The organism is Lysobacter sp. TAB13 (assembly GCF_052113885.1).
GTDB classification, from domain to species: domain Bacteria; phylum Pseudomonadota; class Gammaproteobacteria; order Xanthomonadales; family Xanthomonadaceae; genus Lysobacter; species Lysobacter gummosus.
The window spans coordinates 312,608-326,828 of the sequence record NZ_JBFRDR010000006.1; the positions used below are offsets into that span (position 1 = coordinate 312,608).

The window sequence follows — 14,221 nt, forward strand, 5'->3', positions numbered from 1 at the left end:
GTTTTCTTTTTTTCTACAAGACACCGCGCACTGTTCCCCCCTTTGAAAAAGGGGGTTAGGGGGATTTGCTGTTGCTGTTGCTTTTCCGGTAAAGCGTCAAAAGCAAATCCCCCCTAGCCCCCTTTTTCAAAGGGGGGAACTGCACGGGAGGGAACGGCACAAAATGGAACAGCGCGTTGGCTCAGAAACTCACGATCGGCTTGAACCCGCCGTAGATCATCCGCTTGAGGTCGAACGGCATCTTCTTGGGATCCATATTCGCCAACCGCGGATCGTTGATGACCAGCTTGTTGACCTTGTCGCGCTGCGCGCGCGTCTTGTACACGATCCACGAGAACACCACCACTTCCCCCGGCTTGAGCTTCACCGCTTGCGGAAACGAAGTGGTCTTGCCGGGCGTGACGTCGTCCTCGACCGTCTCCATATACGCCTGGGCGCCATGCTCCATCCAGATCTTGCCGGCCTTGCGCGCCAGCGCGCGATACGCGGCGAGATTCTTCTTCGGCACCGCCAGTACGAAACCATCCACGTAGCTCATACATCCTCCGATAGAACAGTGGCCCCTGTGTTGGACAAGCCCGCGCGATCAGTGCAGCGCAGGCGCGGTCTCTTGCGCCGTGTCCTGCGCCGGCGCGCGCAGCAACAAACCGCCGAGCAAGGCCGCGCTGAAACCGAATACCGCGCCGACCAGAAACGCGATGTGATAACCGCTGGCCAGCGCCGCGAGCGGATCGCCGCCGCCAGCGAGCGCGCCGCTCGTGCGCGAGGCCGCCAGACTGGCCAGAATCGCCAGGCCGAGCGCGCCGCCCATCATGAAAGCGGTGTTGACCACGCCCGAGGCCAGCCCCGATTCCGACGGCGCGACATCGCTCATCGCCGCCAGCAGCATCGGATTGAACGCGATGCCCGCGCCCAGGCCCAGCAACAACATGCCCGGCAGCACGTCGCGCAGGAATTCGCCGTTCACCGGCGCGCGCGCGAACAGCAGCAGGCCGACGGTCGCCAGCGCCAGGCCGAAAGCCAGGGGCCAGCGGGTGCCGAAACGCATCACCAGCTTCGCCGACAAGCCCAGCGAAAACGCCGCCATGATCAGGTTAGCCGGCAGAAACGCCAGCCCCACCTGCATCGGCGTGTAGTGCAGCACCAGCTGCATGTACAGCGCCGAGAGGAAGAACCACGCGAACATCGCCGCCGCCCACAGCACGCCGACCACGTTGGCGACCGCGACATTGCGCAGGCGGAACAGGCTCAACGGCATCAGCGGCGCGCGCACGCGCGATTCGATCCACAAGAACGCGGCCAGCAACGCCGCCGCCGCGCCCAGCAAACCCAGCGTGCGCAGCGAAGTCCAGCCGGCTTCGTTGCCGTTGACGATGGCGTACACCGCCAGCATCAACGAGGCGGTCACGGTCACCGAACCGGCCACGTCCAGATGCCCTTCGCCCTGCCCGGGCGCGGCCGGCAGCAGCTTCAAGGTGGCGGCGAGCACGATCACGCCGAGCGGAATATTGACCAGGAAGATCCAGTGCCAATTCAGCGTGTCGGTCAGCAGGCCGCCGAGCAGCACGCCGACGCTGCCGCCGCCGGCGCAGACGAAGCTGTACACGCCCATGGCCTTGGCGCGATCGGCCGGCTCGGTAAACAGATTCATGATCAGCGACAACGCCACCGCGGTGACCACGGCGCCGCCCAATCCCTGCACGCCGCGCGCGGCGACCAGGAACACCTGACTGCCGGCCATGCCGCAGGCCAGCGAAGCCAGGGTGAAAATCGCGATGCCGATCAGAAACACGCGCCGATGTCCGAACAGATCGCCCAGGCGTCCGCCCAACAGCAGGAAGCCGCCGAAGGTCAGCAGATACGCGTTGACCACCCAGGCCAGCGAGGTCTCGGTGAACTTCAGATCGGTGCGGATCGACGGCAGCGCCACGTTCACGATGGTGGTGTCGAGCACGATCATCAGCGCGCCCATGCACAGCACGGCCAGCGCGACCCAGCGGTTGTCGTGGACGCTGCGCGCGGATGAGGAAACGGATTCAGGTGTGGTCATCGGCAAATCCTGGTATCGCGCGTGATGGCGGATTGCAGCGCCGGCGAATCGAACGCGGGCGCGGTGCCGCAACGCGGGGTCGCGGACGTAAGTCGCGCGTCGCATCCGTGGCGGAGCGATCGCGCGTTCGAAAGAGGGCCGCTCCAATATCCCCACTCGTGCGCGGCCGCCACAGTGTGGTTTGTCATGTCCGGCCAGGCCGGCGGCGCGCCCATACGCGGGCGGGCGCATAACGCAACACGCCGCCCGAGGGCGGCGTGTTGTGAGCTAAAAACGGTTCTTTCCGGACTTATTCGACCGCGATCGCCTCGACCTGGATACGCAGCACCACCGCCATATTGAAGCCCCAGTCCTTGCCCGCGCTCATGCCGAACTGATCGCGCTGGAAGGTTCCGCTGGCGTCGGCGCCGCAGACTTCGCGCTTGAACATCGGATGCGGCATGCACTTGAACTTGTTGATCGTCAGCGTCAGCGGCTTGGTCACGCCGAGCAGCGTCAGTTCGCCTTCGACCTTGCCCGGCACGCCGGCCTTGAAGCCGGCGAGCTTGCCCTTGTAGGTCGCCTTCGGGAACTTGGCCGTGTTGAACAGTTCTTCTTTGTTGGCGTGTTCGTTCATCGCATCTAGGCCGAAATCCAGGCTGGCGGTATCGACGGTGACATCGACGGTGCCGCTACCGGCCTTCTTGTCGAGGGTGATCGAGCCTTCGGACTTGTTGAACTTGCCGCGCCAGGTGGACAGGCCCATGTGATCGGCATCGAAGCTGGGATAGGTGTGGGACGGATCGATCTTGTAGGTCACCGGCGCGGCGGCGGCGGCGCCGGCGAACAGGACGAGCGAGGTCATAGCGCAGAGCGTGAGCTTGTTCATGATGCGGTCCGGTGGCGAAAGTCGGGGCACGCTACCACCGGCTCGGCGCGAGTCGCAATCACGGCGGCGCGCGGAATCGCTCCATCAGTGGAGTATGCGAAAACGGTTCGGATTTACGATGCGGTGCAGCATCGGCCGGTGCGCGGGCGATGGTGCGGCGGCGGCGCAGGCCGGCATGCATCGCCGACCCCCAATCGCCCAAGCACTCATCCGCATCACCAAAAAGAAAACGCCGCCCGAAGGCGGCGTTTTGCTGGTTGCTTCAGCGTATCGCTCAGGATTCCGGCGACGGAGTGTCCTGCGCCTCGGCCGGAGCCGCGGCGACCGGCGTCGCCGGCAATTCGCCTTCGGCGCCTTCCTCGACTTCATCCAGCGAAGCATCGACGCGTTCGATGGTCTGCAGAGTCTCGTCGTCAGCCAGACGCATCAGGGTCACGCCCTGGGTGTTGCGGCCGACCTGGGAGATTTCCGCCGCGCGCGTGCGCACCAGGGTGCCGCCGTCGGAAATCAACAGCACTTCGTGGTGATCGCTGAGCTGGATCGCGCCGACCAACGCGCCGTTGCGCTCGGTGGTCTTGAGCGCGATCACGCCCTGAGTGCCGCGGCCCTTGCACGGATACTCATCGACCGGAGTGCGCTTGCCGTAACCGCGCTGACTGGCGGTGAGGATGTCGCCGTCGCCGTCGATCACGATCATGCTGACCACCAGTTCGCCCGGCGCCAGCTTGATGCCGCGCACGCCGCGGCTGTTGCGGCCGGTCGAACGCACGCCGCCCTTGCCGCGCCTGGACTTGTCCGCGCCCTCGCCTTCGCCCGCGGCTTCCGCCTCGACGCCGTCGTCGGGCGCATCCGCGTCGGCCGAATCCTCGGCCACGTCGGCATCGTCCTCGCGCCCGCTCTCGGCGAAGCGCACGGCCTTGCCGTTGCTAGCGAACAGCATGACCTCGCGCTGGCCGTTGGTCAGCGCCACGTCGACCAGTGCATCGCCGTCGTCGAGATTGATCGCGATCTTGCCGCGCGCCAGACGGAACGCGAATTCGGTCAGCGGCGTCTTCTTGACCATGCCGTTGCGGGTGGCGAAGAACACGAAGTGGCTGTCGTCGTATTGGCGCACCGGCAGCACCGCCTGCACCTGCTCGCCGGCTTCCAGCGCCAGCCAGTTGATGATCGGACGGCCGCGCGCGTTCGGCCCGGCCTCCGGCAACTGGTGCACCGGCAGCCAGAACACCCGGCCGGTGCTGGTGAAGGTCAGCAGCGTGTCGTGGGTGTTGACCAGCCACAGCTTGTCGATGAAGTCCTCGTCCTTGGTCGCCGCGGCGTTGCGGCCCTTGCCGCCGCGCTTTTGCGCGCGATAGGCGCTGACCGGCTGACGCTTGGCGTAACCCGAATGCGACAGGGTCACCACCACGTCTTCCGGCGCGATCAGATCGAGGATGTCGAGGTCTTCTTCGCTGGCGCGGATTTCGCTGCGACGCGCATCGCCGAACTCTTCCTTAAGGTTGAGCAGCTCAGTGCGGATCACTTCCAGCAGCACTTCGGGGTTCTCGAGGATCTCGATCAGGCCGCGAATGGCTTCCAGCAGCAGCTTGTATTCTTCCGTGAGCTTTTCCTGCTCCAACCCGGTCAGGCGGTGCAGGCGCATTTCCAGGATCTGCGTGGCCTGGACGTCGGTCAGCTGATAACGGCCGTCGTGCAGGCCGAACTCGGCCGCCAGATCTTCCGGACGCGAGGCCTCGGCTCCGGCCGCGCCGAGCAGCGCGCCGACCAGACCCGGTTCCCAGGTCTTCTCCAACATGCGCTCGCGCGCTTCGTTGGGATTGGCCGAGGTCTTGATCAGCTCGATCATCTCGTCGATGTTGGCGAGCGCGACCGTCAGGCCTTCCAAGATGTGCGCGCGCTGACGCGCCTTGCGCAGTTCGAAGATGGTGCGGCGGGTCACCACTTCGCGGCGGTGACGGATGAAGGCTTCCAGGATCTGCTTGAGGTTCAGCAGTTGCGGGCGGCCGTCGACCAGCGCCACCATGTTGATGCCGAACACCGACTCCATCTGCGTCTGCTGATAGAGGTTGTTGAGCACCACTTCGGCCGATTCGCCGCGCTTGACCTCGATGAAGATGCGCATGCCGTCCTTGTCGGACTCATCGCGCAGCTCGCTGATGCCTTCGAGCTTCTTTTCCTTGACCAGCTCGGCGATCTTCTCGATCAACCGCGCCTTGTTGACCTGATACGGGATCTCGGTGACCGCGATCGCTTCGCGACCGGTGTCCTCGTTGACCTCGATCTCGGCGCGCGCGCGCATACGCACGCGGCCGCGGCCGGTGCGGTAAGCGTTGATGATGCCGGCGGTGCCGTTGATGATACCCGCGGTCGGGAAGTCCGGACCGGGGATGTATTCCATCAGCGCATCCACGTCCAGGTCAGGCGCGTTGATCAGCGCGATGGTCGCGTTGATCACTTCCGACAGGTTGTGCGGCGGGATGTTGGTCGCCATGCCCACGGCGATACCGGCCGAGCCGTTGATGAGCAGGTTCGGAACCCGGGTCGGCATGACCGTGGGTTCGAGTTCCTTTTCGTCGTAGTTGGGCTGGAAATCGACGGTTTCCTTGTCGATGTCGGCCATCAGCTCATGGGTGAGCTTGGCCATGCGCGATTCGGTGTAACGCATCGCCGCGGCGGAGTCGCCATCGACCGAACCGAAGTTGCCTTGGCCGTCGACCAGCAGATAGCGCAGCGAGAACGGCTGGGCCATGCGCACCAGCGTGTCGTAGACCGACTGATCGCCGTGCGGGTGGTACTTACCGATCACGTCGCCGACGATACGCGCCGACTTGAAGTGAGGCTTGTTGCTGTGGGCGCCGAGCTCGCTCATCGCGTACAGGACGCGGCGATGCACCGGCTTGAGTCCGTCTCGTACGTCGGGAAGCGCGCGGCCGACGATCACGCTCATGGCGTAATCGAGATAGCTGCGGCGCATCTCGTCTTCGAGATTGACCTGGATGATTTCCTTGGCGAGTTCGGCCATCAGGGTTCCGTTGCGTGCGGTGGTTCGAACGACCCGGGCGAACGCAGCCGGCATTCCGTGGGGAACGCCGGTAAAACCACCGGAAACAGTCCCTCGACGGGCCTGTCCTGCAGCTCGCTCGGGGCGGCATCAAAGAGACGTGAAATCATATCACGAAACGCGCTTTCACAGGGCCCCGATTCCCACGCAGAAACAAGCACTTGGCGGGGATTTTCAGCTGCGCTGCAGCATCGCTCGCGGGGCTGGGTTGCCGGGGTGGCGCGACGGGGTTTTGCGGTGGGTCGAAGTTGCGCCGGGCGGGGTGTGGATGGGGCTTTACGCAGCTCTCTTGCGGGCGTCGTCCTGTGCAGGGGAATCCGGGGCTTTAGCGCCTGCGAATACGATTTACGCAGCCCTCAAGGGCGCCATCGTGTGGCCGCGGCTGCGGGCATGGCTGCGACATGACTAGCGGCCTTCGCAGGATGTCGTTCCTGTGAAGGCGGGCTCTGCCTTACTTCGGCGTAGCCGAACATCCAAAGCCTTCAGCGCCATTTCCCAAGGCCGTCATTCCCGCGAAGGTGGGAATCCAGCGACTTCAGCGTCATCCTCCCAGTCCGTCATTCCCGCGAACGCGGGAATCCAGAGACTTCAGCGCCATCCTTCCAGTCCGTCATTCCCGCGAACGCGGGAATCCAGCGACTTCAAGCGTTCTCGCACGAAAGGCCCTGGATTCCCGCCTTCGCGGGAATGACGATCTTGGAAGTTTCGCGGGATTGAGGCCTTGGAGGAAACGTGGGAATGACGATCTTGGGGGTTTCGCGGGATTAAGGCCTTGGAGGTAACGCGGGAATCCAGCGACTTCAGGCGTTCTCGCACGAAAGGCCCTGGATTCCCGCGTTCGCGGGAATGACGATCCTGAGGGTTTCGCGGGATTGAGGTCTTTGTAGATTTCGCGGGATTGAAGCACTTGAAGGTTCCGCGGGACTCACATCATCGAAGCCGACGCCGCATACCCCACGCACCTCCCCTCAATCCCCGAACGCCGCCTTCATCGCCGCCGCATCCGGCCGCTCGATCACCCCGCGCTCGGTCACGATAGCGTCGATCAGTTCGTGCGGTGTCACGTCGAAGACCGGGTTCCAGGCCCCCACCCGCTCAGCCGCGGTGCGGGTGCCGCCGACCGAGAACAGCTCGCCGGGGTCGCGTTCCTCGATCTCGATCAGATCGCCCGACGCGGTGGCCATGTCCACGGTCGACGACGGCGCGGCGACCATGAACTTGACGCCGTGGTGGCGCGCGGAGATCGCCAGTTGGTAGGTGCCGATCTTGTTCGCGGTGTCGCCGTTGGCGCAGATGCGGTCGGCGCCGACGATCACCCAGCCGATCTTGCCGGTCTTCATCAGGTGGGCGGCGGCCGAGTCGGCGATCAGGGTCGGCGCGATGCCGTCCTGTTCGAGCTCCCACACCGTCAGGCGCGCGCCCTGCAGCCACGGCCGGGTCTCGCCCGCGAACACCTGCGCGATGCGGCCCTGGGCCACGCCGGCGCGGATCACGCCCAGCGCGGTGCCAAAGCCGGCGGTGGCCAGCGAGCCGGTATTGCAATGGGTCAGCACGCCGCTGCCCGGCACGATCAGGGCCGCGCCCAGCGCGCCCATCCGGCGGTTGGCGGCCAGGTCCTCGTCGGCGATGGCCTGCGCCTCGCGGCTCAGGACCTCGCGCCAGTCGGCGCCGGCCGCGGCCAGCACCCGGCGCATGCGTGCCAGCGCCCAGGCCAGGTTGACCGCGGTCGGGCGCGCGGCGTTGAGGCGCTGCATGGCCGGTTCGACCGCGATCAGCGCCTGCGCGCCGTCGGCGGCGGCGATATCGCGCGCGGCCAGGACCACGCCCCAGGCCGCGGCGATGCCGATCGCCGGCGCGCCGCGCACGGTCAACGCGTGGATCGCGGCGGCGACCGCGTCGCTGTCGTCGCAGCGCACGTATTCCACCGCGAACGGCAGCTTGCGCTGATCGAGCAATTCCAGGGCCTCGCCGGTCCAGCGGATCGGGCGGATGCGGTCGTAACGGTCGAAATCGATGGCGTCGTTCATGCCCCCGAGTTTAACGGATGCATGTGTCGGTCCCGAAATCGGCCGCGTCCGCTATTGCGGGAAGGCTTTTGTGGGAGGGCCTTCAGGCCCGACGCTCTTCGCCCCAATGCGAAGCAACCCCAAGCAAACCACCGCCCCGCAAACGACAACGCCCCAGTCCTGCGACCGGGGCGTTGCGCGAATCAAACGCTCTACAAGCTAAACGCGATCAATCGACCTGGAAGCGCCCGCGGCAACCGCCGGACACCCACACGCCGGCGCGGTCCCAGCCCCAGGTCTGGCCTTCGATGCACGGCGAGCCCGAGTTCTGGCGCAGCAGGCGCACGTCGCGGCGCACGCTCATGTTGCAGCGGTTCTGCCGGTTGTTGTTTGACTCGCAGCTGATCTCCTGACCGCCGCCGCCGTTCCAACCGCCGCCGTTGCCGCCGCCATTCCAGCCGCCGCCACCGCCGTTCCAGCCACCGCCGCGTCCGGCGACGAATTCGCCGCGGCAACCCTTGTTCACCCACACCTCGCCCTGACGCGAGCCCCAGCTCTGGCCCTCGATGCACGAGGTGCTGGACAGCTGGCGCTGCAGGCGCGCGCGATTACCGTCGATGGGACAGGTGCGATAACGGCCGCTGTCGGATTCGCAGCGCACGACTTCGCCGCTGCCGTTGCCGCCGCCGTTCCAGCCGCCGCCACCGCCGTTCCAACCGCCGCCGCCGCGGCCCAGTTCGAATTCGGCGCGGCACCCTTCCGAAACCCACACGCTGCCGCGATCGTAACCCCAGCTACGGCCCTGGATGCAGGAAGACTTGGACAACTGGCGCGACAAGCGCACACCGCCGCGCGTGTCGGCATCGCAACGGCGCTGACGGCCGCTGTCGGATTCGCAACGGATCACATTGCCGCCGTTGCCGTAGTCGTCGTACTGCGGCGCGGCCTGGACGGCGCCGGCGGACAGGCCCAGGCCGATTACCAAACCCATACCGGAAAGCATGCGTGCGGACATGTAGGTGCTCCTTGTCGTTGTCGATTTGCCGAGGACTCTAGCTGAGCGGGCTTAACGCCAGCCCAAGATTTCCCGTACTTCGATGGTCAAGACAGAAACAGTCCCGAAACATTCATGACTCACTAATTTTGCGCCTTGTTTTGCGCCAAATCTCCGCCGTTGGTCGTATGACCTTCGGCCTACGCGGTGCCATCCGCGCGCAATGTTGCGCAACTATTGCGCAGTGCATCAACCGCCGCTGCGGCGGAAGTCGAGTTCGAATTCGGCCCGGCACCCGTCTTCCACCCACACGCCGTGCGCATCGAAACCCCAGCTGCGGCCTTCGACGCATTCCGACTTCGACAGCTGCTTGACCATGCGCACGCCGGTGCCGGTTTCGCCGTCGCAACGGCGCGCGCGGCGGTCCAGCGATTCGCAACGCAGCACGTTGGGCGGCGCGGCGGCTTCGGGTTCGGGCTCGGCGCCGAGCAAGCGGAATTCGCCGCGGCAACCGCCGGCGACCCACACGCCGCTGGCGTCGGTGCCCCAACTTTGATTGCGCAGGCAAGGTTGTTTGGACAATTGCTGGGCCAGTGCGACACCGGCTTCGGTCTGGGCCGGACAATGGTTCCAGCGCCCGCCGCGAGACTCACACTTGATCACCCGCGCGCCGCTGGTGCTGCCGGCGCCGCTGCCGCCCTTGCCGAGCACGAAGTCGGCCGCACAGCCTTGCGACACCCACACACCGCCGCGATCGGCGCCCCACGTGGTGCCTTCCACGCACGGCTTGCCCGAGGTGCGCCGGATCAGGCGCACGCCGCCGCGCGTGTCGGCCGGGCATTGCACGGTTTCTTCATTGCTGGATGCGCAGCGCAATACATCGCCGCCGTAAAGCCGTTCGCCGGCCGGTTCCGCGCGCACCGTGCCGGCGCACGCCATCGCGGCGAACGCAAACAGATGGATCGCGGCTTTCACATTGCGCATGCATGGCCCCCGCACCCGATGCGGTCACTCTAACCGCGAACTGCTAACTTGCAATGAAAAACACAGGGACGGCGGCCCGTGTGAAGCACGGGGTTCATCGCGGTCAAGCACGCGTGAAATCGAAGGCCAGCACCTCGGCGATGCGATCGGTGCCAAGCATCGCCATCAGCAGCCGGTCCATGCCCATGGCGACGCCGGCGCAATCGGGGAAACCCGCGCCCAGTGCGCTCAGCAAGGCCTCGTCGCGCGGCGGCGCGGCGACGCCGCGCTGAACCCGCACGGCGCGGTCGCGATCGAAGCGCGCGCCCTGCTCGCCCGCCTCGGCCAGTTCGTGGTAGCCGTTGGCCAGTTCCAGCGGGCCCAGGTACAACTCGAAACGCTCCGCGACCGGGTGGCCGTCGCCGTCGTCGCGCAGCCGCGCCAGCGCGCACTGCGAGGCCGGGTAGTCGTACACGGCGAGCAATTCGTCGCGCGCGAACGAGGGCTGCAGGCGATGGGTCATCAGCAGGTCGAGCCAGTCGTCGCGGTTGAGTCCGGACGGATCGATCACGACGTCGCCCAGCGCCGCGCGCAGTTGCGCTTCATCGGCGGTGAACGGGTCCAGATCCAGCCGCTGCCGATACAGATCGCGATAGGTCACTTCGCGCAAGCCGGCATCGCGCCCGACCAGGGCCAGGGCGCCGCGTACCAGTTGCGCGGTTTCGCCGATCAGGCGGCGATGATCCCAGCCGGTGCGGTACCACTCCAGCATGGTGAATTCCGGATTGTGGCGGCCGCCGGCTTCGCCGTCGCGGAACACCCGGCCCAGCTCGTAGCAATCGCCGAACCCGGCCGCGAGCAGGCGCTTGAGCGCGAACTCCGGCGAGGTGCGCAGCCAGCGCGTGCGCGGCGCGCCGTCGGTGCGGCCGCTGAATTCCAGGGTGAACGAGGCGATATTCGGATCGGTGTTGCCGGCCACGGACATCGCCGGGGTTTCGACCTCGATCACCCCGCGCTCGGCGAAATACGCCCGCACCGCGGCGTTGAGCCGCGCGCGCAGGCGCAACGCATCGAAGCCCGCCGACGGCCGCCAGCGAGAATCGCCCGCACTCATTCGTTGTCGGCCAGGAACGCGAGCAATTTCGCTTCGTCCCAGATGTCCACGCCCAGCTCCTGCGCCTTGTCGAGCTTGGACCCGGCCTCGGTGCCGGCGACGACGAAGCTGGTCTTCTTCGACACGCTGCCGGCGACCTTGGCGCCCAGCGCTTCCAGACGGGTCTTGGCTTCGTCGCGGGTCAGCGCGCTCAGCGTTCCGGTCAGCACCGCGGTCTGGCCGTCGAGCGGTCCAACCGAAGAGGAAGAAACAACAGGCGTCAACGCATCCAGCCGCTTCAGCGCGTCCCCTACCCGCGTCAACAACTGCGAATTCTCATCCACGCTCAACCACGACACCAACGCCTGTGCACTATCGGCCGGCAAACCGGCAGTGATGTACGAATGCTCGGGCGCATCGCGCAGCTTCTCCGCACTGTCGAACGCCGTCGCCAATTGCTCGGCGCGAATCTTGGTGACCTTCGGGATTTCCAGATCGACCAGCAAGGTCGCCAGGTTCAAACCATCGCGCAGCTTCGGCGACGGCGCGTGGGTGTCGCCGATCAGCACGCCGCGGGCGAGCAGATCGTCGATCACCTGCTGATTGCCGGGCTGGTCGAAGAAATGGCCGAGCGAACGCGCCACTTCGCCGCCGACGTCGGGCAGGCGCTTGAACACCGGCCACGGCAGTTGGCGGATCAGCTGCAGATCGCCGAGCCAGATCGACAAGGCCTTGGCCGTGCTTTCGCCGACGTGCTGGATGCCGAGCGCGAACAAGAAGCGCTCCAGGGTGGTCTTGCGGCTGTGGTCGATCGCTTCGATGAGGTTGTCGGCCCATTTGGTCGCGACCTTGCCGGCCTTGACCGTCTCCGGCGTGGTGCCGTCGCGCTCGTCGGCGCGGCGCTTCATCTCCAGCAGATCGTCCAGGGTGAGCTTGAACAGATCCGCGACCGATTGCAGATAGCCCAGGTCCGACAAGTCCTCGATATAGCGGTCACCCAGGCCTTCGATATCCATCGCCCGGCGCGAGGCGAAGTGGCGGATGGCTTCCTTGCGCTGCGCGGGGCAGCTCAGTTCGCCCGAGCAGCGCCACGCCGCCTCGCCTTCCTCACGCACGATTTCCGAACCGCACACCGGGCATACCGTCGGCATCTGCCACTGCGGCGCATCGGGCGCGCGGTACTCGGGCACGACCCGGACGATTTCCGGAATCACGTCGCCGGCGCGACGCACGATCACCGTATCGCCGACGCGCACGTCCAGACGCGCGATCTGGTCGGCGTTGTGCAAGGTCGCGTTGGTCACCACTACGCCTGCGACCTGCACCGGCTTGAGCCGCGCGACCGGTGTCGCCGCGCCGGTGCGGCCGATCTGGATTTCGATCGCCTCCAGCACCGTGGATTGCTCCTGCGCCGGGAATTTGTGCGCGATCGCCCAGCGCGGCGCGCGCGAGACGAACCCCATCTCGCGCTGGCCGGCGTAGTCGTCGAGCTTGTAGACCACGCCGTCGATATCGAACGGCAACGAGTCGCGCTTGGCGCCCATCTGCCGGTAGTAACCGAGCAGGCCCTCGCTGCCGGCGACCACGCCGCTTTCGCCGCTGACCGGGAAACCCCATTCGCGCAATTGCTTGAGCGTGGCCGAATGCGTGGCCGGCAACGTATAGCCTTCGACCACGCCGACCGCGTAGGCGTAGAACGCCAGCGGCCGCTGCGCGGTGATGCGCGGATCGAGCTGGCGCAGCGAACCGGCGGCGCCGTTGCGCGGATTGGCCAGGACCTTGCCGCCGTCCTTGAGCGCTTTTTCGTTGTAGGTCTTGAACGCGGCCAGCGGCATATAGACCTCGCCGCGCACTTCCAGCACCGGCGGCCAGCCTTTGCCGCGCAGCTTCATCGGAATGGCCTTGACCGTGCGCAGGTTGAGGGTGACGTCCTCGCCGGTGGCGCCGTCGCCGCGGGTCGCGCCCTGGACGAACTGGCCGTTTTCGTAGCGCAGGCTGATCGCCAGGCCGTCGAGCTTGGGTTCGACCGAGAACTCGGGCGCTTCGATGTCCAGGCGCTCGACGATCTTGCGCACGAAGTCGGCGACTTCCTCGTCGCTGAAGGCGTTGCCCAGCGACAGCATCGGCACCTGGTGGGTGACTTGCGCGAAGGCGCCCGAGGGCGTGTTGCCCACGCGCTGGGTCGGCGAATCGGCGCTGGCCAGTTCCGGATGCGCGGCTTCCAGAGCCTCCAGCTCGCGCAGCAGGCGGTCGTAGTCGGCGTCGGTCAGGGTCGGGTCGTCGAGGACGTAATAGCGGTAGTTGGCGTCATCGAGCTGGCTGTGCAGTTCGGCGGCGCGCTTGGCGGCCTGGGTGGCGTCTTTCTTGTTGGCGGTCGTCACGGGCGGGTTGTCCTTGCGCTGCCGTTCGAGCGGGGCGACCGGCATTTTGAACGGATTTGTCACGATTGTGGGCGTTGTGGGTGTCGTGGGTTGCGACTGCTGCGTTGCAGCGCGTGGGGATGAAGATGCGTTCGCTATGGCGGCAGAAACACGCCCCCTTTGAAAAAGGGGGCTGCGCGCTGCGAGGCTTGGAGGTCTGTACCGACAACCGGCGCGCGGGGGATTTGCTTTGGCGGTGCTAAGAGCAAAAAGCAAATCCCCCCTAGCCCCCTTTTTCAAAGGGGGGAAGAGACTTCGGGGGGACGCGGGGATGTGCTGGCGCAAATGCGGGCGCGGAAATATGCCCCCTTTGAAAAAGGGGGCTGCGCGCTGCGGGGCTTAGAGGTCTGTACCGACAATCGGCGCGCGGGGGATTTGCTTTGGCGGTGCTAAGAGCAAAAGCAAATCCCCCCTAGCCCCCCTTTTTCAAAGGGGGGAAGAGACTTCGGGGGGACGCGGGGATGTGCTGGCGCAAATGCGGGCGTGGAAATATGCCCCCTTTGAAAAAGGGGGCTGCGCGCTGCGAGGCTTGGAGGTCTGTACCGACAATCGGCGCGCGGGGGATTTGCTTTGGCGGCGCTAAGAGCAAAAGCGAATCCCCCCTAGCCCCCCTTTTTAAAGGGTCTTAGGAAGCAAAGCTGTCCCATAACGCAGCTATCTTCCTGAAATGCAAAAGAAAAACAGGTACTACAGCCGTTCGAAAATCAGCGAGGCCCGATTTCGGGCGCTCGTGCGCTGTTGGGCACTGGATCTCACCGCCACCAAC

9 protein-coding genes and 3 pseudogenes are annotated in these 14,221 nt (G+C 65.9%); 1 reads left to right on the forward strand and 11 read right to left on the reverse strand.

Annotation, left to right across the window (positions count from 1 at the left end):
- Positions 1 to 181: 181 nt before the first annotated feature.
- From AB4Y92_RS10235 to ligA, 11 genes and pseudogenes are all read right to left on the reverse strand, one after another.
- Complete coding sequence (locus AB4Y92_RS10235; RefSeq protein ID WP_441819533.1) at positions 182 to 538, reverse strand: DUF1428 domain-containing protein; 357 nt, start codon at positions 536 to 538, stop codon at positions 182 to 184.
- Positions 539 to 586: 48 nt separating this feature from the next.
- The gene (locus tag AB4Y92_RS10240; protein ID WP_441819534.1) at positions 587 to 2,050 is read right to left on the reverse strand and encodes an MFS transporter; all 1,464 of its coding nucleotides are present in this window, start codon (positions 2,048 to 2,050) and stop codon (positions 587 to 589) included.
- Positions 2,051 to 2,339: 289 nt separating this feature from the next.
- Positions 2,340 to 2,894, reverse strand: a complete 555-nt coding sequence (locus tag AB4Y92_RS10245) for a YceI family protein (protein ID WP_441819535.1) — start codon at positions 2,892 to 2,894, stop codon at positions 2,340 to 2,342.
- 298 nt (positions 2,895 to 3,192) lie between these two features.
- A pseudogene (locus tag AB4Y92_RS10250) lies at positions 3,193 to 3,690 on the reverse strand (DNA gyrase C-terminal beta-propeller domain-containing protein); the annotation flags it as partial.
- A gap of 123 nt (positions 3,691 to 3,813) precedes the next feature.
- Positions 3,814 to 5,940 (reverse strand): annotated as a pseudogene (gyrA, locus tag AB4Y92_RS10255) (DNA gyrase subunit A); the annotation flags it as partial.
- 1,007 nt (positions 5,941 to 6,947) lie between these two features.
- Positions 6,948 to 8,006, reverse strand: a complete 1,059-nt coding sequence (mtnA, locus tag AB4Y92_RS10260; RefSeq protein WP_441819536.1) for an S-methyl-5-thioribose-1-phosphate isomerase — start codon at positions 8,004 to 8,006, stop codon at positions 6,948 to 6,950.
- A 51-nt stretch (positions 8,007 to 8,057) separates the two neighbouring features.
- Complete coding sequence (locus AB4Y92_RS10265; protein WP_441819547.1) at positions 8,058 to 8,138, reverse strand: DUF6053 domain-containing protein; 81 nt, start codon at positions 8,136 to 8,138, stop codon at positions 8,058 to 8,060.
- A gap of 76 nt (positions 8,139 to 8,214) precedes the next feature.
- On the reverse strand, positions 8,215 to 9,000 hold the full coding sequence (locus AB4Y92_RS10270; RefSeq protein ID WP_441819537.1) for a DUF3011 domain-containing protein: 786 nt from the start codon (positions 8,998 to 9,000) through the stop codon (positions 8,215 to 8,217).
- A gap of 228 nt (positions 9,001 to 9,228) precedes the next feature.
- Positions 9,229 to 9,963 carry a DUF3011 domain-containing protein gene (locus AB4Y92_RS10275; RefSeq protein WP_441819538.1) on the reverse strand — a complete coding sequence of 245 codons (735 nt, stop codon included), beginning with the start codon at positions 9,961 to 9,963 and terminating at the stop codon, positions 9,229 to 9,231.
- Positions 9,964 to 10,066: 103 nt separating this feature from the next.
- Positions 10,067 to 11,056: an EF-P lysine aminoacylase EpmA gene (epmA, locus tag AB4Y92_RS10280; protein WP_441819539.1), complete on the reverse strand. Its 990-nt coding sequence runs from the start codon at positions 11,054 to 11,056 to the stop codon at positions 10,067 to 10,069.
- Positions 11,053 to 13,416 carry an NAD-dependent DNA ligase LigA gene (gene ligA, locus AB4Y92_RS10285; protein WP_441819540.1) on the reverse strand — a complete coding sequence of 788 codons (2,364 nt, stop codon included), beginning with the start codon at positions 13,414 to 13,416 and terminating at the stop codon, positions 11,053 to 11,055. Before ligA ends, epmA begins: the two co-directional genes overlap by 4 nt.
- Positions 13,417 to 14,122: 706 nt before the next feature.
- On the opposite strand from ligA, the pseudogene AB4Y92_RS10290 reads away from it, so the two are divergent.
- Positions 14,123 to 14,221, forward strand: a pseudogene (locus tag AB4Y92_RS10290) (IS1595 family transposase); the annotation flags it as partial.